Annotated in this window: 18 protein-coding genes and 3 pseudogenes; 9 read left to right on the top strand and 12 right to left on the bottom strand. The window is 60.6% G+C overall.

Features of this window, described 5'->3' with window-relative positions; translation table 11 throughout:
* Nucleotides 1-49 precede the first annotated feature (49 nt).
* The 6 genes from NVV94_RS13045 to NVV94_RS13020 are packed head-to-tail and all read left to right on the top strand — an operon-like array spanning nt 50 to nt 4718.
* Nucleotides 50-1630, top strand: a complete 1581-nt coding sequence (locus tag NVV94_RS13045) for a GMC family oxidoreductase (RefSeq protein ID WP_258447521.1) — start codon at nt 50-52, stop codon at nt 1628-1630.
* 22 nt (nt 1631-1652) lie between these two features.
* Nucleotides 1653-2642: a thiamine pyrophosphate-dependent dehydrogenase E1 component subunit alpha gene (locus NVV94_RS13040; protein WP_258447520.1), complete on the top strand. Its 990-nt coding sequence runs from the start codon at nt 1653-1655 to the stop codon at nt 2640-2642.
* 24 nt (nt 2643-2666) lie between these two features.
* A complete protein-coding gene (locus tag NVV94_RS13035) occupies nt 2667-3689 on the top strand; it encodes an alpha-ketoacid dehydrogenase subunit beta (RefSeq protein ID WP_258447519.1) in 1023 nt (340 codons plus the stop codon).
* A 5-nt stretch (nt 3690-3694) separates the two neighbouring features.
* Nucleotides 3695-3928 (top strand): lipoyl domain-containing protein, encoded by a 234-nt coding sequence (locus NVV94_RS13030; RefSeq protein WP_258447518.1) that lies wholly within the window; start codon nt 3695-3697, stop codon nt 3926-3928.
* Nucleotides 3929-3931: 3 nt separating this feature from the next.
* The gene (locus tag NVV94_RS13025; protein ID WP_309304290.1) at nt 3932-4405 is read left to right on the top strand and encodes a 2-oxo acid dehydrogenase subunit E2; all 474 of its coding nucleotides are present in this window, start codon (nt 3932-3934) and stop codon (nt 4403-4405) included.
* A complete protein-coding gene (locus tag NVV94_RS13020; RefSeq protein WP_258447517.1) occupies nt 4323-4718 on the top strand; it encodes a phosphoribosyltransferase family protein in 396 nt (131 codons plus the stop codon). Before NVV94_RS13025 ends, NVV94_RS13020 begins: the two co-directional genes overlap by 83 nt.
* 4 nt (nt 4719-4722) lie before the next feature.
* Here the strand turns inward: NVV94_RS13020 and NVV94_RS13015 are convergent, their stop codons facing one another.
* Both NVV94_RS13015 and NVV94_RS13010 read right to left on the bottom strand, forming a co-directional pair.
* Nucleotides 4723-5397 (bottom strand): dienelactone hydrolase family protein, encoded by a 675-nt coding sequence (locus NVV94_RS13015; RefSeq protein ID WP_258447516.1) that lies wholly within the window; start codon nt 5395-5397, stop codon nt 4723-4725.
* A 95-nt stretch (nt 5398-5492) separates the two neighbouring features.
* Nucleotides 5493-6167, bottom strand: coding sequence for a phosphoribosyltransferase (locus NVV94_RS13010; protein ID WP_258447515.1), 675 nt, complete (start codon nt 6165-6167; stop codon nt 5493-5495).
* A gap of 151 nt (nt 6168-6318) precedes the next feature.
* On the opposite strand from NVV94_RS13010, the pseudogene NVV94_RS13005 reads away from it, so the two are divergent.
* A pseudogene (locus tag NVV94_RS13005) lies at nt 6319-6579 on the top strand (DDE-type integrase/transposase/recombinase); the annotation flags it as partial.
* Between the two features lie 406 nt (nt 6580-6985).
* Here NVV94_RS13005 and NVV94_RS13000 read toward each other — a convergent pair.
* Complete coding sequence (locus NVV94_RS13000) at nt 6986-7228, bottom strand: hypothetical protein (protein ID WP_258447514.1); 243 nt, start codon at nt 7226-7228, stop codon at nt 6986-6988.
* Between the two features lie 340 nt (nt 7229-7568).
* On the opposite strand from NVV94_RS13000, the gene NVV94_RS12995 reads away from it, so the two are divergent.
* The gene (locus NVV94_RS12995) at nt 7569-8402 is read left to right on the top strand and encodes an alpha/beta fold hydrolase (protein ID WP_258447690.1); all 834 of its coding nucleotides are present in this window, start codon (nt 7569-7571) and stop codon (nt 8400-8402) included.
* Nucleotides 8403-8555: 153 nt separating this feature from the next.
* The gene (phaC, locus tag NVV94_RS12990) at nt 8556-10241 is read left to right on the top strand and encodes a class II poly(R)-hydroxyalkanoic acid synthase (protein WP_258447513.1); all 1686 of its coding nucleotides are present in this window, start codon (nt 8556-8558) and stop codon (nt 10239-10241) included.
* A gap of 12 nt (nt 10242-10253) precedes the next feature.
* Here phaC and NVV94_RS12985 read toward each other — a convergent pair whose 3' ends face one another.
* From NVV94_RS12985 to NVV94_RS12955, 9 genes and pseudogenes are all read right to left on the bottom strand, one after another.
* Nucleotides 10254-11225 (bottom strand): SCO family protein, encoded by a 972-nt coding sequence (locus NVV94_RS12985; protein ID WP_408733502.1) that lies wholly within the window; start codon nt 11223-11225, stop codon nt 10254-10256.
* A 116-nt stretch (nt 11226-11341) separates the two neighbouring features.
* Nucleotides 11342-14749 carry an Ig-like domain-containing protein gene (locus tag NVV94_RS12980; protein ID WP_258447512.1) on the bottom strand — a complete coding sequence of 1136 codons (3408 nt, stop codon included), beginning with the start codon at nt 14747-14749 and terminating at the stop codon, nt 11342-11344.
* A 499-nt stretch (nt 14750-15248) separates the two neighbouring features.
* Nucleotides 15249-17351, bottom strand: coding sequence for an elongation factor G (gene fusA, locus NVV94_RS12975; protein WP_258447511.1), 2103 nt, complete (start codon nt 17349-17351; stop codon nt 15249-15251).
* A gap of 373 nt (nt 17352-17724) precedes the next feature.
* Nucleotides 17725-17910 (bottom strand): hypothetical protein, encoded by a 186-nt coding sequence (locus NVV94_RS12970; protein ID WP_258447510.1) that lies wholly within the window; start codon nt 17908-17910, stop codon nt 17725-17727.
* 181 nt (nt 17911-18091) lie between these two features.
* Nucleotides 18092-18520 (bottom strand): annotated as a pseudogene (locus NVV94_RS26900) (SDR family NAD(P)-dependent oxidoreductase); the annotation flags it as partial.
* A gap of 13 nt (nt 18521-18533) precedes the next feature.
* Nucleotides 18534-18734, bottom strand: coding sequence for an SDR family oxidoreductase (locus tag NVV94_RS26895; RefSeq protein ID WP_408733501.1), 201 nt, complete (start codon nt 18732-18734; stop codon nt 18534-18536).
* A 170-nt stretch (nt 18735-18904) separates the two neighbouring features.
* Nucleotides 18905-19297 (bottom strand): annotated as a pseudogene (locus tag NVV94_RS26890) (SDR family NAD(P)-dependent oxidoreductase); the annotation flags it as partial.
* Between the two features lie 134 nt (nt 19298-19431).
* Entirely contained in the window at nt 19432-19605 is a 174-nt protein-coding gene (locus NVV94_RS12960; protein WP_258447508.1) for a hypothetical protein, read from the bottom strand.
* Between the two features lie 117 nt (nt 19606-19722).
* The gene (locus tag NVV94_RS12955; protein ID WP_258447507.1) at nt 19723-20496 is read right to left on the bottom strand and encodes an AraC family transcriptional regulator; all 774 of its coding nucleotides are present in this window, start codon (nt 20494-20496) and stop codon (nt 19723-19725) included.
* Between the last annotated feature and the right edge of the window lie 214 nt (nt 20497-20710).

Raw genomic sequence — 20710 nt, 5'->3', positions numbered from 1 at the left:
GCTGGTCTGTTCGCGGCACACCTGATTAAAACAATGAGGGGATAACCCCATGGCAACGAAATTCACACAAGACGACAGCGATGTGGTCGTCATCATCGGCTCGGGCGCCGGAGGCGGGACCCTAGCCCATGCCCTGGCCAAGCAGGGCATCCGCAGCGTGGTTTTGGAAGCTGGCAAGCGCTTGGAAATGACCGACATCGAGAACGACGAATGGGCGATGTTCAACAAGATCTCCTGGTTGGACAAGCGCATCGCCACCGGCAGTTGGGACATTGCCAAGAACCATCCCAACCTGCCGGCCTGGGTCGTCAAGGCGGTGGGCGGTAGCACCGTACACTGGGCCGGCGTCTCCTTACGCTTCCGCGACTTCGAGTTCCGCATGCGCACGCTCAACGGCGACATCAAGGGCGCCAACCTGCTCGACTGGCCGCTCAGCTATGAAGAGCTGGAGCCTTACTACGTGAAGGCGGAGAAGCACATGGGCGTGACCGGGCCGAGCACCGGCATGCCGTACCACCAGTGGCACAACTCCTTCAAGGTGCTGGCCACCGGCGCGCAGCGTATCGGCTACAAGGAAATCCTCTCCGGGCCGATGGCGATCAACACCCAGGCCTACGACGGCCGCCCGGGCTGCATACAGATCGGCTTCTGCATGCAGGGCTGCCGTATCGGCGCCAAGTGGTCGACCCTCTACACCGACATCCCGCGGGCGGAAGCCACCGGCTACTGCGAGGTACGCCCACAGTCCATGGCGCTGCGCATCGAGCATGACGCCAGCGGCCGAGTCAACGCAGTGGTATACGCCGATGCCGAGGGCCGGCAGCAGCGGCAGAAGGCACGGGTGGTCTGCGTGGCGGGCAATTCCATCGAGTCGCCGCGGCTGCTGCTCAACTCCGAATCGTCGCTGTTCAAGGACGGCTTGGCCAACTCCTCCGGCCAGGTCGGGCGCAACTACATGTGCCATACCACCGCCGGCATCTACGCGACCATGCCCAAGCCTGTGCATATGTACCGCGGCACCACCTGCGCCGGAGTGATCTCTGACGAATCCTACAACGACACCTCGCGCGGCTTCGTCGGTGGTTACCGCCTGGAGATCCTCTCCCTCGGTCTGCCGTTCATGTCGGCTTTCCTCGACCCTACCCCGCAGGGCTGGGGACGCGCCTTCACCTCTAAGATGGAGCGTTACGATCACATGTCCGGGGTCTGGCTGTGCGGCGAGGACCTGCCGCTGGAGAGCAACCGCATCACCCTGCATGCCAGCGAGAAGGACCAGTACGGCCTGCCGATACCGGTGGTGCACAAGGACGACCATGCCTTCGACAACGCCATGCGCGACCACGGCGTCGAGCAGACGCGCAAATGCTACGAGGCGGTCGGCGCCACCGAAGTCATCCGCGTGCCGTCCTATCCCGCGAGCCATAACATGGGCACCAACCGCATGAGCGCCAAGGCCGCCGACGGCGTGGTGAACAAGTGGGGGCAGAGCCACGACACCCCCAACCTGTTTGTCTCCGACGGTAGCCAGTTCACCACCAGCGGCGGGCAGAACCCGACCCTGACCATTGTCGCCCTGGCCCTGCGCCAGGCCGACCACATCAGCAAGCTGATCAGTCAGCGCGCCCTCTGATCCCTCACATGGAGCCGATCACATGACCGCACCGAGCAACGCGCAGCGACTCTGGATGTTCGAGCAGATGCTCGTCAGCCGCCATATGGAAGAGTCCATCGAGCGCATCTATATGGAAGGCAAGACTCCGGTCTTCAACATGGCCAAGGGCCCGATCCCCGGCGAGATGCACCTGTCCAACGGCCAGGAGCCCTGCGCCGTCGGCGTCTGCGCGCACCTGAGCGCCGAGGACATAGTCACCGCGACCCACCGCCCACACCATATCGCGGTGGCCAAGGGCGTGGATCTCAACGCGATGATGGCCGAGATCTTCGGCAAGAAGACCGGCCTCAGCGGTGGCCGTGGCGGCCATATGCACCTGTTCGATGGGCGGGTGAACTTCTCCTGCTCCGGCATCATCGCCGAAGGCATGGGGCCGGCGGTGGGCGCGGCGCTGTCGCGGCAGCTGCAAGGAAAGCCCGGCGTGGCGGTGGCCTTCCTCGGCGAGGGCGCGGCCAACCAGGGCGCCTTCCATGAAACCCTGAACCTGGCGGCGTTGTGGAAACTGCCGGTGGTCTTCGTCATCGAGGACAACGCATGGGGCATCTCGGTGGCCAAGTGCAACGCCACACCGATCGAGCACCACTATGTGCGTGCCGCCTCCTACGGCATGCCCGGCGTCTATGTCGCTGACAACGACGTCGATGGCGTGTTCGCCGCCGCCGGCGAGGCCATCGGCCGCGCCCGGGCCGGCCAAGGTCCCACCCTGATCGAGATCGAGACCCACCGTCTGGCCGGCCACTTCATGGGCGACGGCGAAACCTACCGTCCACAAGGCGAGAAGGAGGCCTTGCTGAAAAAGGACCCGATCCCTCGTTATCGCCAGCACTTGCTGGAGTCCGGCGTGTTGACCGAGGCCCAGGCCGAGGAGATCGCCGCGCGCGCCCGGGGACGGGTCGACGAGGCGATCCAGTTCGCCCGCGACAGCGAGTACCCGGCGCCCGAGGAAGCCCTCGAATACGTCTTTGTCTGAACTCATCCGTTAGGAGTCACTGCCATGACTACCGCAGTCAAAGAACGCAAACTGACCGTCGCCCGGGCCATGGCCGAGGCGGTCGCCCAGGAAATGCGCCTCGACCCCCGGGTCTTCGTGATGGGCGAGGACATCGGCCAGCTCGGCGGGGTGTTCGGCAACACCCGCGGCCTGCACGAGGAGTTCGGCAGCACGCGCATCCGCGATACGCCGATCTCGGAAACTGCCTTCATCGGCGCGGCGGTGGGCGCCGCCTCGGACGGCATGCGGCCGATCGTCGAACTGATGTTCGTCGACTTCTTCGGCGTGTGCATGGACGCCATCTACAACCTGATGGCGAAGAACACCTACTTCTCCGGCGGCAAGACCCCGGTGCCCATGGTGCTGATGGCCTCCACCGGCGCCGGCTACTCCGATGCCGGCCAGCACTCGCAGTGCCTGTATGGCACCTTCGCCCACCTGCCGGGCATGAAGGTGGTGGTGCCGAGCAACGCCTACGACGCCAAGGGCCTGATGACCGCAGCGATCCGCGACGACAACCCAGTGGTCTACCTGTTCCACAAGGCCCTGCAGGGCATGGGCTGGCTGGGCACCGAGAAGGGTGCCACGGTGGCCGTGCCGGAGGAGCCCTACATCGTTGAGATCGGCAAGGCCAAGACCGTGCGCGAGGGCAAGGACGTCAGCATCGTCAGTCTCGGCGCCGGTGTGCACCACGCCTTGCGGGCGGCCCAGCTATTGGAGAAACAGGGCGTCAGCGCCGAAGTGGTCGACCTGCGCAGCCTGGTGCCGCTGGACCGCGAGCATGTGATCGCCTCGGTGCGCAAGACCGGCCGGCTGATCGTGGTCGACGAGGACTACCACAGCTTCGGCGTCAGCGGCGAGATCATCGCCAGCGTGGTCGAGCACGACATCGGCATGCTCAAGGCGCGTCCGCAGCGCGTGGCCTTCCCGGATATCCCGATTCCCTTCACACCGGTCATGGAGCAGTGGGCACTGCCGAACGCCGAGAAGATCGTTGCCGCTTACCAGAACATGAATAAGGAATGACCCCCATGACTACCCCAATCGTGATTGCAGATGACCTGTGGGAAGGCGACGCCGAGGCGGTCATCACCTCTTGGCTGGTGAGTGATGGCACCGAGGTCGCCCAAGGCGACCTGGTGGCTGAAATCATGTCCGAGAAGGCCCAGTTCGAGATCGAAGCACCGGCAGCCGGTGCGCTGAAGATCCTCGAAGAAGAGGATGCCGTGGTCGCCAAGGGCGCGACCATCGGCCTGGTGGAGTAGCCCATGACACAGATGCAGACGCCCGCTGCCGCAGACGGCACCACCACGCTGCCACTCAAGGGCATGCGCAAGATGATTGCAGCGAAAATGAGCGAAAGCCTGCAGACCGCGGCCCAGCTCACCCACCATGCCGAGTGCGAGCTGACCGCGCTGCACACCAGACGGGCGCAGCTGAAGGCGGCGGGCAGCCAGATCTCGCTTGCAGGACCTGCTGCTATCCCCCCCGGGGAACCACTATGGAGCCGAAACCCGGCGGACAGCGTTTCTGTCTCTATGCGCCAGAGCAACTCGATAGCGTCATGGAGGCGATGGCCAGGCAGACAGTCGTCCTACTCTCCCCTCGCGGCAAACGGTACTGATCGGCATCGTAAGGCGCGGCGAGCCGCTGGCGCGCATGCTGCAACAGCGCCTGGTGCAACAGTTCGGGTTGCCCAAGTTGCCGCTCTACCCGCTCAAACTGAAGCGCTACGCCGATGATCTGACGCTGTTGCATGCCGAAACCGCGCTGACCGAAAACCCGCTATTGGCGGCACTGGATCTGCCCCGAACCCGCCTGCTGCTGGTCGACGACGTCCTGTATGAGGGCCATTCCCTGTTACGCGCGAGCAGCTACCTGGCGCAACTGGGCGCCAACGAGATCCGCACCGCGGTTTTAGTGGATCGCTGCGTGTGCAAACTGCCGATACAGGCCGACATCACCGGGGTGCGCCTGCGGGTGGCGCCTAGCGATATCATCGAATGCAATGTCCCCCCTACGAGGCAGAGTTTCGTATCGATGTGCTGCGGCTAGCCCCTCATTCGGGCTGAGGTTTCAAGTGATTCAGCAACCAACTGCCGGCCAGTTCGGCGACCACCTCGAGCTTGCCCGGTTCTTCGAACAGATGGGTCGCGCCCGGCACTACCTCCAAGCGCTGCGGGCCTTGCAGTTGCCGGGCGGACTCGCGGTTCAGCGCCAGCACCGTGTCATCCCACTCGCCAACGATCAGCAGGGTGGGTGCCTTGACCTGTTGCAGTGCCGGCCCAGCCAGATCGGTACGGCCACCGCGTGAAACCACCGCCGCGACATCGCTCGCCCGCTCCGCCGCCGCCTTCAGGGCCGCCGCGGCGCCGGTACTGGCGCCGAACAGTCCTATCGGCAGCTGGCGTAACTCGTCGTCGTGGCGCAGGTGGTCGATCGCGGCTAGCAGCCGCCGCGTCAACAGCGCGATATCGAACCGAAACTCACGGCTGAGCATATCGATGCGATGCTCGTCTTCGGTCAACAGATCGAGGAGCAGCGTGGCAAGGCCGAGGTGATTGAGGTAATCCGCCACCATTCGATTGCGCGGGCTGAACCTGCTGCTCCCGCTGCCATGGGCGAACAGCACGATTCCGCTGGCGCCGGCAGGCAGGGCCAGGTCGGCGTCCAACTCGGCATCCGCCAGGGGCAAGCTCAGACTCCGGTGTTGCAGCCACTGTTCTTGTTTCACGTCGATAGGCTCCCACTTATGAAAACCCTGAAAAGACAGCGAGTCCGCGCCCCACGGCCTGTCACCCGGCATTCCGCCCGACAGCACGCGCAGGGCTATTGCGCAGCGTCACGCTGTTCCCTCCGCCAAGCCTGGCTCAGCAAGGTCTTCACCTCCTGATCCGTGGTCTGGGCGAAATCGAGGTACCACTGGCCAATGGCGAAGAAGGGCTCGGGGGTGAGCGGACAGATCAGTTGATCGACCAAGGGCCGCAGCATCGCCAGCGTCTCCATGGGGCCGACCGGTACGGCGACTACGATGCGCGCCGGCGCCTGCTGGCGTACCGCCGCAATCGCCGCACGCATGGTGGCGCCGGTCGCCAGTCCGTCATCGACCAGTATCACCCGTTGCCCGGCCAAGGCTGGCGCGGGACGATCGCCACGATAGGCCAGGTCACGGCGCTGCAGTTCCAGGCTTTCCTCTTGCACGACCGCTTCGATGGCCGCTGGGGGGATGTGCAGGTGACGGACCACATCATCGTTAATCACCCGCACGCCGCCGCTCGCGATGGCGCCCATCGCCAGCTCCTTGTGACCGGGCACACCTAGTTTGCGCACCAGCATCAAGTCCAGCCGCAGCGCCAGTGCGCTGGCAATTTCATAGGCGACCGGCACGCCACCCCGTGGCAAGGCCAGCACCAGCGCATCCGCCTGCTCGCGCCATGCCGCCAACGCCGCGGCAAGCGTCTGGCCTGCCTCCACCCGGTCATGAAACGGAATATCCCACTTCATGTCTTCGGCTCCTAAACACCATTACATTCCACTATGCGCCTGACTTTCGCAGTTTGCCTTACCCCCTATCGGTTTCTGAGCGGCAATAAGACGCTGCGCTGTCACGAAAGCGCCATGAGTTCGACTTATTCTGCACGGCACTGTCCTCTTATCCATGATGCGTGCCCATGGCCTGCGTTCGGCCTGGAAGCGCAAGTTTGTGCACACCACCGATAGCAAACATGACCTGCCGATTGACGAGAATGTATTGAATCGCCAATTTGAACCTGACGCGACGAACAAGGCCTGGGTGGCAGACATTACCTACACCCGGACCCGCAGCGGCTGGTTGTACTTGGCCGTGGTGTTGGACTTGTTCTCACGCAAGATAGTCGGTTGGTCCATGGCCCCGAACATGCCTGCCGAGCTGGTTGCTACACAGCAGCCGACTGCGACACGTCATTGGAACGTCCAATAGCTCATTTTGTGCTCCTTTACGTGATAAACAAACTCGTTGGCCTCGGCAGGTCTCGCTCCCGCTCGCTCACGGCCAGGATCGTCCGCGTCTCAGCCAATCGCTGCTCGCCTTGACCATAGCGGTTTTCCATTGCCTGATGCATCTGTTTCAACTCGGTAAATTGAAATCTGACGTGCTCATGCGCAATTTGGCTTTGCGCGAGCGCCGCTTGCGAGGGTGGCGAGTGGAAAGACGAATTCCGGGACTGCGGCTGCAAGATCAAGATCGAAGCCAAGCGCGATGGCAAGCAAAACATCGTCATCACCGTCCCTCCCCCATGCCCACAAAAACATGCGGAGTACGAATCGGCAGGTCACGGTTTTCAGTTGCCGCGCTCTAGCCATTTGGTCGCCAGTTCGATACCGCGCTGTCTGGCTTCGCCGAAGGTATTCCAAGTGTCACTTTCCATACCAAGCTTCACGTAGGTCTCGCCAGTTTTGAGCCAGATGCTGATGACAACGGGTACAGCGTTGTTTGGCTCGCCCCAGATGAAATCGATCTTCGCCTGTTCCCCACTTGGATGTACGTAATCCACCGGGAGCGGCCGGTCCATCACTACGTGCATTTCGATCTCCTGAAGTCAGGCCCGGATCTGGGCCATCAAGCAATAGACCATATGCCTGAATCACGCCACACCTCTTGAATCGCCGGGCCAGGCTTCTGGCATTTCAGGTAGATCCTCTGAATTCTTGCATTCGGGCGAATCCCTGCTTAACTCTCGGCCTCAGGTCGATCTGTGACTCAGCGGTCACGACGACCATCCAAGCAGCCCTCGCGCCGCTGTTGCTGGGTTAAGCCGAGGGGAATCCTACGTTTTGGCACACGAAAATCATCTGAGCACAACCTATAACTTATTGAAAAAAAACAAGTTATATACAGGAAGATAATGATCATGAAGCCATGAAATTGCCATCGTCGAGATTAGCGGCCGGTACAAGATCTATACCGAGCACTATCTCAATTCCAGCGCTGACAAGACCATCATTCTGGTCAACGGCTCGCTGGCAACCACCGCATCCTTCGCCCAAACGGTGCGTTATTTGCTGCCGCGCTTCAATGTGGTTCTTTACGACCAACCCTACGCCGGCCAATCAAAACAGCACAATCGCCACGGCCAGCCAATCCGCAAGGAGGATGAGGCCGAGATACTGCTGGAGTTGATCGAACACTTCTCTGCCGACCATGTGCTGTCTTTTTCCTGGGGCGGCGCAGCGACCTTGCTGGCACTGGCCCAGCGGCCGCGAAGAATCGAGAAGGCCGTGATCTCTTCATTCTCGGCGCGGATCAATACGCCAATGCGCGATTACCTGGAAAGCGGCCTGAACTTCCTTCACGCCTGCGATCGTTACAATGTCGGTTGCTGGATCAATAGCACCATTGGCAAGCACCTGCCGTCGCTGTTCAAGCGCTTTAACCACCGCCATGTCAGTAGTCTGGCCGAGCACGAATACCGGCAGATGCATTTCCACGTCAATGAGGTGCTGGCCCGGGACACCGAGTGCTATCTCGCCAGCGCCAACGCCATCGAGGTACCGCTGTTGTTCGTCAATGGCGAATGGGATGAATACACCTCGGCGCAAGACGCCCGTCGTTTTGCCGAGCATGCCCGCCAGTCCGAGTTCCACACAGTCAAGAACGCCGGGCACTTCCTCGATATGGAGCACCAGGCGGCCTGGCACGACACTCAGCAGGCCATGCTCGGCTTCCTGCAGCCGGCGCTGCCACTGCACAACCGGTGACCGTATAGGTAGTCACAGTGCGGCACGTAGCCACTTGCCCCATTAGATTTTCGGGTTAAATTCTTGCTAACAGTTGGGTTGCGTCTGCGGCGTGCCTTGGTACAAGCCCATGCTGTTCAGCATCCATGATGCGATGACAACCGAGTGTGCCCCATGCGAAAGAAACCAGCGGCTGGCGCCCTGCCCGTACCCGCGTCCTTTGTGAATGCAGAACACAGCACCGTGGTCGGCTTGCGTGGGCGCAAGCTGCTCCCCACCCTGCGCACCCTGGCGCTACAAGGGTTGAAGCAGCCGATCCACACCACCCGCCATGCTCTGGCCCTCGGCGGCCAACTGGGCCGCGTGCTGCTCGGCGATACGCCGCACCAGCCCAAGGTCCAGGATGCCCGCTTCCAGGATCCATCCTGGCGCCTCAACCCTTTCTACCGTCGCAGCCTGCAGGCCTATCTGTCTTGGCAGAAGCAGTTGAACGCCTGGGTCGACGAGAGCAACCTGGCGCCCGACGACCAAGCCCGCACACGCTTTATCCTGGCCCAGCTCGGCGATGCGCTGTCACCGTCCAACAGCCCACTCAACCCGCAGGCGATCAAAGAGCTGTTCAACACCGGCGGCGCCAGCCTGCTCAAGGGGATTCAGCATCTGCTCGACGACCTGCGGCACAATGGCGGGATGCCCAGCCAGGTGAGCAAGCAGGCTTTCGAAGTCGGTCGCAATATCGCCACCACTCCCGGCGCCGTGGTGTTTCGCAACGAGCTGCTGGAGCTGATCCAGTACCGGCCGATGAGCGAGAAGCAGTACGCCTGCCCGCTATTGATCGTGCCGCCGCAGATCAACAAGTACTACATCTTCGACCTCAGCGTCGAGAATAGCTTCGTTCAATACGCGCTGAAAAACGGCTTGCAGGTGTTCATTGTCAGTTGGCGTAACCCGGACGCCCACCATTGCGAGTGGGGTCTATCGAATTATGTCCAGGCCCTGGAAAAGGCCCTCGATGTGACCCGCGACATCAGCGGTAGCAAAGCGGCCCACCTGATGGGCGCCTGCGCCGGTGGCCTCAGCATCGCCGCCCTGCAAGGCCACCTGCAAGCCAAACGGCAGCTGCACAAAGTCGCCAGCGCCACCTACCTGGTCAGCCTCCTGGACAGTCAGATCGACTGCCCAGCCATGTTGTTTGCCGATGAGCAAACCCTGGAGGCGACCAAGCGCCGCTCCTATAAGAACGGCGTGCTGGATGGCCGCGACATGGCCCGGGTGTTTGCCTGGATGCGCCCCAATGATCTGATCTGGAATTACTGGATCAACAACTACCTGTTGGGTAAACAACCTCTTCCCTTTGACATTCTCTATTGGAACAACGACAACACCCGCCTGCCGGCCGCTCTACATGGCGATTTGCTGGACTTCTTCAAGTACAACCCACTCACACGGCCTGACGGCCTGGAGGTCTGCGGTACGCCGATCGACTTGGGGAAGATCACGGTGGACAGCTTTAACGTAGCCGGTATCAACGACCACATCACGCCTTGGGACGCTGTCTATCGCTCGACCCTGCTACTGGGGGGCGACAGCCGCTTTGTGCTGTCCAACAGCGGGCATATCCAGAGCATCCTCAACCCGCCGGGCAACCCCAAAGCCAGCTACCTGGAGAACGAAAAACACAGCGCCGACCCGCGCGACTGGTTTTTCGACGCCCAGAAGCACGATGGCAGCTGGTGGTCAGAATGGCTGGAATGGATTCAGCAACGCTCTGGCGAGCAACGCGAAACCCTGCTGGAGCCAGGTAATAAGAAATATCCACCGATGGAAGTCGCGCCTGGCACCTATGTGCATGTCCGCTAAACGTTGTCTTGATTACCCGCCGTGGTGCTGGTGGCCTTGAGAGGCGTGGTGGCCCGGCTGATGCGACTCGCCATGCGCCTCGTGAATGACCGGCGTCGGTGGTTGTAGTCGATTGGTCTCCTCCTCCAGGTAAGCAAGCAGGGCGGTGACCTCGACCTCGCCCAAACGCAAATTCGGCATCGCCAACCGGTTGTATTGTTCATACAGCTTCATGGCCAAGGGGTCCTTTTCAGCCAACATCCGATCAGGCTCCTTGATCCAGCGCCTGAGCCATACCGAATCACGCTGCCTGGTCACCCCCAGCAAATCCGGGCCAATGCTGCGCATCCCGGCGTGCTCGGTATCGCCGAGCGTATGGCAGGAGGAGCAGCGCGTCCGATAGATTTGCTCGCCGGTGCTGGGTGTGCGCACGCTGGGGGCATCGGCATAATCATTCTGACTGGCGCTCGCCAGCTTCCAGTTGTGCAGGCTGTTGCCCAGGCGGTCGGCGAGGATGTAGGGGTTCTCGAAGGGCGAGGCTTTCATCCAGCGACCGGTGCTCTGGTTGCCAATGATCAGGCTCAGGTTGTGGTCCTTGGTCCGGCCATTGTCGACGCCCTCGATAAACAAGCCCAGGCTTTGCCGCAAGGCGGTGATGTCGGCTTTCTGACCGGTCAAGAACAGCCAGCCGGGCCCGACGTTGAATTTCTCTGTGTATTGCTTGAGCACCGCTGGCGTATCTACTTGCGGGTCGATGCTGATCGAGTAGAAGAACACGTCGCGACCGACCCGGTCGCCGAGCTGTTTCTGCACCTGCCGCAGGCGGGCTGTTTCCAGTGGGCAAGAGTCGGTACAGGAGGTGAAAATGAAGTTGATCGCCACCACTTTGTCCTTGATGAGGTCATCAAAGAAGTGCACCGTCTTGCCGTCCTGGGTGACCAGGGGAATATTTGGAAAGTAGTCGCGCCCCCAGGGCGTGTCAGCGTCGCTTTCGCCGGCGGCCATTGCTGACCACTGCGCTGTGCACAAGGTGAGCAAGAGCATCAAACGGGTAAGCGTCAAGCGGATTATCCAGACCATCATATCGCGTCCTGTACAGGTTACTGATTGCAGTCGCAGGTTCATCGGACCGTTATCGGTACCGTGATTACCTGGCCAAAGGCCGATCGAATCGTTACCGTCGGGTTCTGCGACGGTCCGTTGCCAGTCGTCGTTACAGACAGCCGCCAGCGGGCGCCTGTGGCCAGGGTTGAGAGGGTCGCGGTGCCGAGGTTGAGCGGGCCGCCAGTGGTCGATGCCGTTACCGTGATGGTGTTGCCGGTTGCCCGCGAAGTCGTCCCGACCAGATCCCAGGTATAACGGTTGTTGCTTCGTGCGACGACAGAGGCGCTGGTCACCTGCAGATCTTCGCTAACGGCAGCCAGTGTGACCGATAGGGTCACGGTGGCGGGCGTTGCCGAGACACCGCCCAACCCATCGCGAGCCTCATAGGTGAAGGTCGCAGTGAACGGCTCGGTGACCGTGGCCGGCGGCGTGTAGATCACGCGGGTGCCATCGGTGCTGACGCTGCCCCGGCCAGAGTCCGGCTGGCTCAGACCGACGACTGTGAGTGGCTGGTTGCCGTCAGGGTCGCTGTCATTGGCCAGTACATTGAGAGTGACTGCCACGCCTGCGGTGCCGCTGGCACTGTCGTCCTGGGCTACCGGCAACTGATTGGAGTCTTCGCCCCCACCATCATCGTCATCGTCACCGTCGCGGAAGGTGGGGAGCGCCACCGAACTCACGTATTCCACGCCATCCCAGCTTGGCAAGGGCGTCGGCATCAGTTCGAACTGGCCGGGGTGTTCGACGTCCCAGCGCAGCAACATGGAGGTGTCCTCGTGCTGGGTGTTGTGGCAGTGCTCCATGAATGTGCCGGCGAACTCGCGGAAACGGATAGCCACCTCGACCTCGTCGGAGCTGTCAACTTCCGGTCCGATGCGATAGACGTCCTTGCGCGCCCACTTCTCCCACTCCGGCGGCGCCTCGCCGTCGCGGCTGAGAATGACCCCTTCCTCGAAGTGCACATGCACCGGATGGCTCCAGCCATTGCCACCATTCTTGATTTTCCACACTTCAAGGGTGCCGTCGCCGCTGAAGCCGGCATCCGTCGGACCAGTGGCCAACTGGGGCGCCGCGCTGATCCGGCGCGGGTCCATGGTATAGCCGATGCCACCGTCGGTCTTGATGGTCCAGGGGGCCAGATCGGTACCATCGGAGCGACCAAACTCGAAGCTGCGGTGCCGTGCCAGCTTGAGCTTAGCCTTGTCGTCCGGGTCGTCACGATTGATGGGCAGCGGGATCATCTTCTTGCCGGCCTCTTTGCCAGGTTTGGCCGGTTCATAGGCCACCGGGTCCAGGCTGAGGTCCTGGCCGGAATAGGATTTGACGTTCAACTGCAGGAACTTGCCCACCACCGGGTCGCCCTTGTCCCATTTCAGGCCGTTACTGGTGTTCTTGAGGACGGCCTTGTATTCCTCGGAGAGGACCTCGGCCAGAGGGATCTCGTCCTTCCTGGGCCCCTTGCCCGAATCGTGCTCCATGAGGTTGACGAAATAGAGCTTGTCGCCCGGTTTGATGCCATGCCTGGCGAAGTTGATGAGGATATCGATGCGCTCGGCGATGGCCAGGGTCGGCAGGATGGCATTGTTGTCCTGCAGGTCGCCATCGTCGTCCAGGTCCATGCTGCCGTCGAACGGTACGGCATGCTCCATGATGTTTCCGTCGTTGCCGATCATGTGGAAAGGCACCCGATCATAGGACACCCTGGAGCCCGACGGCCCGCGGAACTCGCCGCCGTTGCCCTGGATCTCGCGGACCACCGCCAGCTTGAAGTAGCGCGAAACCGAGCCGTTGAGAATACGGAAGCGATAGCTGCGCGCGCGGACGTTCAGGTAGGGCCGGTACTGCCAGTTGACCGTCAACTGATCGCCGAGGAAACCGTCGGTGTTGAACGGGTTGAACCACAATTGGCCGTTCTGGTCCCAGGCCTTGTCGGCAACCGTCAGGTTGATGTCGTAGTCGCGGTTACCCCAGGGCAACGCCGAGCCACTGGGCAGGCGCAGGTTGACGCCATCCTCGAGCGCTTCGTTGCCGCGATCGATCGCGCTGTAGTAGTTCATCAGCGCGGAGTTGCCCTTGTAGACATTCTGCGCGGTGAAATCGAACATATGATCGTGGAACCAGTGGGTGCTCATGGTTTCGCGCCAGTCGCCGCGGATCTTGATGCTGCCGTTTTCACAGGTCTTGAGGCCGGGAGTGGCATCGTTGACGAAGAGCGTTTCCCCCGGCGCGCAGGGGAACGCCGCCCTCGGGTCTTGCGCCCTGGTATTGATGGTGTCATAGCCGGCCAATTGGATTGGCCAGCGGTAGTCGTAGTACTGACCGGGGAAGAAAAAGGCGTTGGCATAGCCGTCGCTTTCGGCCGGTACATGACCGTTGTGCTCGTGAGTGCTGAGGGTGTGCAGGCCGAAACCCCGATTCGCCGCGGGATCGATCGGCAGGGCGTTGTAATGGCGCATCAGCAGCGGCTGGCCATAGCGGACCATCAGCAGTTTGGGCGGCAGCGTACCGTCGAAGGTCCACAAGGATTTGTGATCCTGGATCGGCATGTTCGGATGGAAGCGGATGCCGATGCCTTTGGTGGTGCCCTCGGTGGCCGCAATGCCCGCCGTGTTGTGATAGAGCCCGCCGGGGCCGAACTCGCCCTTGGCGTAGCCATGCATCTGTTTGTTGTCGCGCAAGCCCAGGTTGATCCGCGCACCGGCTTGCGCCGTCTTGAACGCGGCCTGGGGAAAGAACTCGTTCCAGCGTTGGTGCGACCAGCCTTTTCCCGGCGGCCGCCCCTCGGCCGGTGAGCCTACCGGGCTGCGGTTGAGGAATGCTTCGATTTGCGCCTTCCAGGGGTTGCGGTCCAGTACATTGGAAAACTGGGACGGGAACGGGGTCAGCCCAGGTTGGCGCAAGAAGGCCTCCAGCGCCGTGCCCGAGGGGCCACTGCGGGCAACACTGTTCGGGTCCTGCCCAGGGGCTGCGCCCGTGGTGGGCACGGGGAACGTCAGGTCGGCGGGCGGCGTTTGCGGATCGAGTTTCTCCGAGCCGAACTCCTCGTACAGCAGCAGTTGCTGGGTGAAGGGTTGGGCCCCGAACAGGGGGCTTGGCTTGCCATTGGTGGGAACGTTGAACGACGTCTGCTGCGCCGGGGGCAAGACATTTTCGGCGCGCGGGGTGGTGAGGTCACCGAACTCGCCGTTGGGCAGGGCAAATGCACCCTGGTTGGCCTCTGGCAGCGTTTCCAGTTCTTCCAGCGCGGCCTCGGGGTCGGCTGGCGGATCGGTAAAGGCCGAGGGATCAGTCGGTGGCGGCGGGCCAAAATCATCGAGAGGCGCCGCACTCACATTGCTCAAGCCGAGTGTGATCAGCAGTACAGACGCGATGCCTGATCGACGGAAAAGGTTGGGCGATGATTTCCCTGATGCATACTTTCTCATCGCCTTCACCTCTCTCCATGAAATGGCATTTTGCCGATTCGCCTTGACAGCGGCAAAGCCCGCGCCAAGCGTGAAGAATGGTGAATTTTTAAAAAAGGATTCGATTTATCAATTGGTTGGCATGTAAATGCAGGCCGCGGGGTACTTTTTCAGTGGGGGTAGTTCCCCAATGGCGGGGGGAGATTCACCACTGCTGGGGATTCACGTTCCCCTGATGGAGAGATGAGCTGCGTTCTGCGACCACAGTGTCGATGAAGTTCTTGGCCTTGTACTTCTATTACGGCAGGCATCTAATTTAACTTATGAACAATAAGCATCGCCCATAAGTTAAATTAGATGCCTGCCGTAATAGAGTTCATAAGCGCTCTAAGTCATTGATCGGAAAATCCTCCCCTCGGTAACCTTTTTTACAAACACGCCATGCCGGTCAGTTTGGTTGACCCCAACCAGCCAGAACCTTTCCTTAAAGGTTCTGGCTCAGGAATAACACGCTTCAGGCCTACTTCTGTTGCTTGATGAGCACCTCGGCGATGTTGGCCGGTGCTTCCGAGTACTTCGAAAACTCCATGGAGTAGCTCGCGCGCCCCTGGGACATGGAGCGCACGTCGGTCGCGTAACCGAACATCTCACCCAGCGGCACTTCGGCGCGAATCACCTTGCCGGAAACGCTGTCCTCCATACCCTGGATCAAGCCACGACGACGGTTCAGATCGCCCATCACGTCACCCATGTAGTCCTCAGGCGTTACGACTTCAACCTTCATGATCGGCTCGAGCACCACACCGCCACCTTTGCTAGCCAGCTGCTTGGTCGCCATGGAGGCCGCCACCTTGAACGCCATCTCGTTGGAGTCGACGTCGTGGTAGGAACCATCGAACACGGTGGCCTTCAGGCCGATCAGCGGATAGCCGGCAACAACGCCGTTCTTCATCTGCTCTTCGATGCCCTTCTGGATTGCCGGGATGTATTCCTTAGGAACTACACCACCAACAACTTCGTTGATGAACACCAGACCGTCTTGACCTTCGTCAGCTGGAGCAAAGCGAATCCAGCAGTGACCGAACTGACCACGACCACCGGACTGACGAACGAATTTACCTTCGATCTCGCAGCTCTTGGTGATCTTCTCGCGGTACGAAACCTGCGGCTTGCCGATGTTCGCCTCGACGTTGAACTCGCGACGCATACGATCGACGAGAATGTCCAGGTGCAGCTCACCCATACCGGAGATGATGGTCTGGCCAGTCTCTTCGTCGGTCTTGACGCGGAAAGACGGGTCTTCCTGAGCAAGCTTGCCCAGAGCGATACCCATTTTTTCCTGATCGTCCTTGGTCTTGGGTTCTACCGCAACCGAAATTACCGGCTCCGGGAAGTCCATTCGTTCGAGGATGATCGGCTTTTGCAGATCGCACAGGGTATCACCGGTGGTGACGTCCTTCATGCCGATCAGGGCCGCGATGTCGCCCGCCCGCACTTCCTTGATCTCATTGCGCTGGTTGGCGTGCATCTGCACCATCCGGCCCACCCGCTCCTTCTTGCCCTTGACCGAGTTCAGCACTGCGTCCCCGGAGCTCAGAACACCGGAGTAGACGCGAATGAACGTCAGAGTACCAACGAACGGGTCGGTCGCGATCTTGAACGCCAGCGCCGAGAACGGCTCGTTGTCGTCTGCATGACGCTCCATGGCAACAGTCTCGTCATCCGGGTCGGAACCCTTGATGGCAGGAATGTCGACTGGCGCCGGCAGGTAGTCGATAACGGCGTCGAGAACCAGAGGCACGCCCTTGTTCTTGAAGGAAGAGCCGCAAACGGCCGGAACGATTTCGCCGGCCAGGGTACGCTGACGCAGACCTTGCTTGATCTCTTCGACGGTGAGTTCACCACCTTCGAGATACTTGTTCATCAGCTCTTCGCTGGCTTCGGCGGCAGCTTCAACCATGTTGGAGCGCCACTCTTCGGCCAGGCTCAGAAGCTCGGCAGGGATCTCTTCCTCATGGTAGGTCGTCCCCAGGTCGTCTTCGTTCCAGTAGATAGCCTTCATCTTGACCAGATCGATCTGCCCTTCGAAGTTTTCTTCAGCGCCGATAGCCAGTTGAACCGGAACCGGGGTGTGACCCAGACGGTTTTTGATCTGACCGACAACGCGCAAGAAGTTAGCACCGGCACGGTCCATCTTGTTTACGTAAACAATACGTGGAACGCCGTACTTGTTGGCTTGGCGCCATACGGTTTCGGACTGTGGCTCGACTCCGGAGGTGCCGCAGAACACGACGACAGCGCCGTCGAGCACGCGCAGGGAACGCTCCACCTCGATGGTGAAGTCCACGTGGCCGGGTGTGTCGATAATGTTGACACGATAGCTATCGTATTGGCCACGCGCACCCTTCCAGAAGGTGGTTACAGCAGCGGAGGTAATGGTGATACCGCGCTCCTGCTCCTGAACCATCCAATCGGTGGTGGCAGCGCCGTCGTGCACCTCGCCCATCTTGTGGCTGAGACCCGTGTAGAACAGGATCCGCTCGGTAGTGGTGGTCTTACCGGCGTCTACGTGGGCGACGATACCAACGTTACGGTAACGTCCAATTGGAGTGACACGAGCCATGATGCTCTCCTTGAAACTGGATAAGACTGCTAAGTTCTCTGGTTCAGTTGGACTTGAGTGCAAATGTAAGAGCTACGGCCACCGGCAGGTTGCGAACTGCGCACACCGAGCGCACATGCCCGGGCCGCTGTTCAAAAGCGGTCGACAACAGCTCGGACGTATCACCGTATCGGCCATGACTTCATCCGGCGAAGAATCTGAGTGGGTATGCACGCTTACTGCTCCCCCCACGGCAGACAAGTGGGCTTGGGCGCACCGTTTTGGAGGGCGAAATCACGCGAAAAGCGCCTGGTCCTGGATAATCCGAATTATAGATGACCAGAGCTTCTCGTCTTCGCTCATGAACATCTCTACCTGAACATAATTTTGCCTGTTAGAACATAATCTGGCGTGCTTCCACAGCCAATTCGACAAGCTGGTCAAGCAGCATGCCCATGCTGTCCTGCAATGCATCAACGCCGCTCTGAACACCTTGCAATTTCTGTCCCAGCATCTGCTGCAATCGCTCGATACTCTCCTTGGCTTGCTGCGTATCACCAGGGAGCTGTAAATGCCCCACAAATTTCCCATCTTTTTCTCATAAGACATTTGCCGGCAAGGCCTGATGTTCAGACTTGCTGGCAATTCAATGATGGGCGAGCGCGTCGCTACGGCACCGCCCTCGCCCGCTCGGCAGCTCAATGTCCCGTGGCCTGCCGGTTGATCAGTCACCGCTTTGTACTGGATGCGGCAATGCCTCACTAACCAAAGGTGTTACCCGCGAGCATGCCGCCATCCACAATGAACTCCGCACCGGTGCAGTACGTGGACTCTTCGCACGCGAGGAACAACACCAGGTTGGCCACTTCATCGGGGTGACCGATACGAGGGATCGGTAAGCCGCGATAGATCGACGCCGCGTCGAAATCGGCAAACTCCGGCGGTCGAGCCATAGCCGTGTCGATGCCGCCCGGGTGTACGGAGTTGACCCGGATGTTGTGGCCGCCGAACTCGAGCGCAGCAGCTTTGGTCATGCCACGCACGGCGAACTTGCTGGCAACGTAGGCCGTACCGCCCGCAACCCCCTCCATGCCCGCCGTCGACGAGACGTTCACAATCGAGCCCCTGCCCGCCTCCTTCATCGCCGGCAGTACCGCTTTCATGCCCAGCCAACATCCCACTTGATTCACTTCGTATTGGTGGCTAGACGCCATATCCGCCGTCGACGGAAAGTGTTTGCCCAGTCGTGTAGAGCGCCCTGTTCGACGCGCGGAACGCGACGGCGTTAGCCACTTCCTCTGCTTGCCCCCAGCGCTTGAGGCACAGATTGCGGTGGACGGCGGCCTCCCACTGCTCATCGAAAGTGCCGTCTTCCCACAGGCGCAGAAAGATGCCGGTGTTGATGACGCCGATGGCGACGCTGTTGGCGCGAATACCGAAGCGTCCTTCCTCCTTGGCAACTTGAGCATCGAATCGATGGCTGCTTTGGGTACAACCGACAGCACATCGCCCTCCGGCCAGCGATGCAGCCCTGCAGAGCTGACATGCACGTAGGAGCCGCCGCCGTTTGCCTTGAGATGGGGCAGCGTGGCCTGGACGATATTGAAGAATCCGTTGAGGTCGGCGTCGATCACCGCACGCCAGTCCTCCACGCTCAAATCACGAATCTTGGGTTGCGAGATATCCGAACCGGCCGCGATGACGACGGTGTGCACGCGCCCCTCGCCGAGAAGGGTCTCAATCACCCGACGCGCACCGGGCAGATCGCTCATCGACAGCTGGTACGCCTGTGCGCGCCTGCCCAGCGCCTCGACATTGGCCACGACGTGCGCAGCCCGCGCCTCATTACGGTGGTAAGTCAGGATGACGTCGGAACCGAGCTCGGCAAAGCGAGTGCAAATCGCTTCACCCGCACCGCCGCTGCCACCGATCACCAATACCTCGCCTTTAGGAAACTCCCTTTGCATCGCTGTCATTGAAGATCACTCCGATCATTCAGTAGGCGTGACGCCCGAGATGTGTTTAACCGCCTGGTAAGCAAAAGTCATCGATGGCCCCAGCGTCGAACCTGGACCCGGGTACGCAGGCAGAATCGCCGCCGCTACGGCATTAGCTGGGCAATGTTGGGCCCGGGGATGTAACAGGTTTGGTAGCTGGGCGGACAGTAATAGGCAACCGTCACTTGCGCTGGCACCGGAAGCGTCAATACGCCGGTATAGGCGGCGCCGAAGGCGCAGACGGTCAGGGCGAGGAAGAATTTTTTTCTTGTTTTCATGGTCGGTCCACTTCAGACGAGGGAAGGACTGTTATGAACGCAAGACTAAAAACGACTGCATAAATGTGCTTCGTCCGAGTGGACTAGGTTTTTGTCCTTGCACGAACCTTGGGCCGCTTAATGTCCAGTGGCCTGCCGATACTGCCGCGGTGTAAAACCGGTCAATGCCTTGAACTGTCGGGTGAAAGCACTATGGTCGGTATAGCCGCACTGCAGTGCGACATCGGTGATGGGCATATCCGTATGCAGCAGACGATGCGCATGCTCCAGGCGAACCTTCTGGATCATCTGCCGCGGCGTCAGGTGGAACACTCGCTTGCAGTATCTTTCCAGTTGCGCCACTGAAATACCGGCGATACGCGTCAGTTCGCCCAGGGTGACACGGCGGTTGAAATGCGCGCGAATATATTCGTCCACCGCGGCCAGGCGCTGGTAAGCCGGGTGCGTGTCGCTGGCCGCTTGCAGGTCAACCGAAATCCCCGCCAAGCCGATGATTTCACCGCTGCGGTTATAGATAGGCCGCTTATGCGTCAGGCACCAACCGGGCTCTCGACTCCCGTACAGATGCAACTCCAGTTGGTCTTCCAGGACAAAGCCTTGCTCCAGAACGCGTCGATCCTGTTCGGTATAGCCGGGGCCCAATTGCTCTGGAAATACCTCGGCGCTGGTTTTTCCGAGCAAGGGTTGCAACTGTTTCAATCCACAGCGTTGAACCAGGGTGCGGTTGGCCATCACGTAGCGTGCCTGGCTATCTTTGATAAAGATCGCGGCATTCGGAATTACATCCAGCATCGGCAATAGAAGTGCCACGCCCGCAAGTAGTTCATCGATAGTTTCGGGACGACTCTGGTCGTTCCCCTGGCACAGGATCGCAAATGCGTTCTGCGTCATGAATATCACTCTCCCAATATCCGCATGGCGGAAATCTACCCCTGTGCCCTCGCCGCTCGGCAAGCTGGCCGCCTGCCAGGCAGATTGCCTCAAGGCTGGCGCCGTGTCGAGCTGACAGCATTGTGCTGATTTCGTCATCAGTGCAAACGGAAAACATCAATCGCACGCGTACTGATGAGTCCACTCTATAGCCATTGCATGCATCACTCCTGCC

The sequence above is a fragment of the Pseudomonas sp. LS1212 genome (assembly GCF_024741815.1).
GTDB lineage: Bacteria > Pseudomonadota > Gammaproteobacteria > Pseudomonadales > Pseudomonadaceae > Aquipseudomonas.
The sequence above is the reverse complement of the archived record's forward strand: the minus strand, read 5'-3'. Positions and strand labels throughout refer to the sequence as shown.

Coding starts and splice junctions, on each gene's coding strand:
- NVV94_RS13000 (WP_258447514.1), bottom strand. CDS start 7,228: ATGCACGTAGTGATGGACCGGCCGCTCCCGGTGGATTACGTACATCCA.
- NVV94_RS13035 (WP_258447519.1), top strand. CDS start 2,667: ATGACTACCGCAGTCAAAGAACGCAAACTGACCGTCGCCCGGGCCATG.
- NVV94_RS12955 (WP_258447507.1), bottom strand. CDS start 20,496: ATGACGCAGAACGCATTTGCGATCCTGTGCCAGGGGAACGACCAGAGT.
- NVV94_RS13040 (WP_258447520.1), top strand. CDS start 1,653: ATGACCGCACCGAGCAACGCGCAGCGACTCTGGATGTTCGAGCAGATG.
- fusA (WP_258447511.1), bottom strand. CDS start 17,351: ATGGCTCGTGTCACTCCAATTGGACGTTACCGTAACGTTGGTATCGTC.
- NVV94_RS12960 (WP_258447508.1), bottom strand. CDS start 19,605: ATGAAAACAAGAAAAAAATTCTTCCTCGCCCTGACCGTCTGCGCCTTC.
- NVV94_RS13030 (WP_258447518.1), top strand. CDS start 3,695: ATGACTACCCCAATCGTGATTGCAGATGACCTGTGGGAAGGCGACGCC.
- NVV94_RS12985 (WP_408733502.1), bottom strand. CDS start 11,225: ATGGCCGCCGGCGAAAGCGACGCTGACACGCCCTGGGGGCGCGACTAC.
- NVV94_RS13045 (WP_258447521.1), top strand. CDS start 50: ATGGCAACGAAATTCACACAAGACGACAGCGATGTGGTCGTCATCATC.
- NVV94_RS13010 (WP_258447515.1), bottom strand. CDS start 6,167: ATGAAGTGGGATATTCCGTTTCATGACCGGGTGGAGGCAGGCCAGACG.
- NVV94_RS13020 (WP_258447517.1), top strand. CDS start 4,323: ATGCTGCAACAGCGCCTGGTGCAACAGTTCGGGTTGCCCAAGTTGCCG.
- NVV94_RS12980 (WP_258447512.1), bottom strand. CDS start 14,749: ATGAGAAAGTATGCATCAGGGAAATCATCGCCCAACCTTTTCCGTCGA.
- NVV94_RS13025 (WP_309304290.1), top strand. CDS start 3,932: ATGACACAGATGCAGACGCCCGCTGCCGCAGACGGCACCACCACGCTG.
- phaC (WP_258447513.1), top strand. CDS start 8,556: ATGCGAAAGAAACCAGCGGCTGGCGCCCTGCCCGTACCCGCGTCCTTT.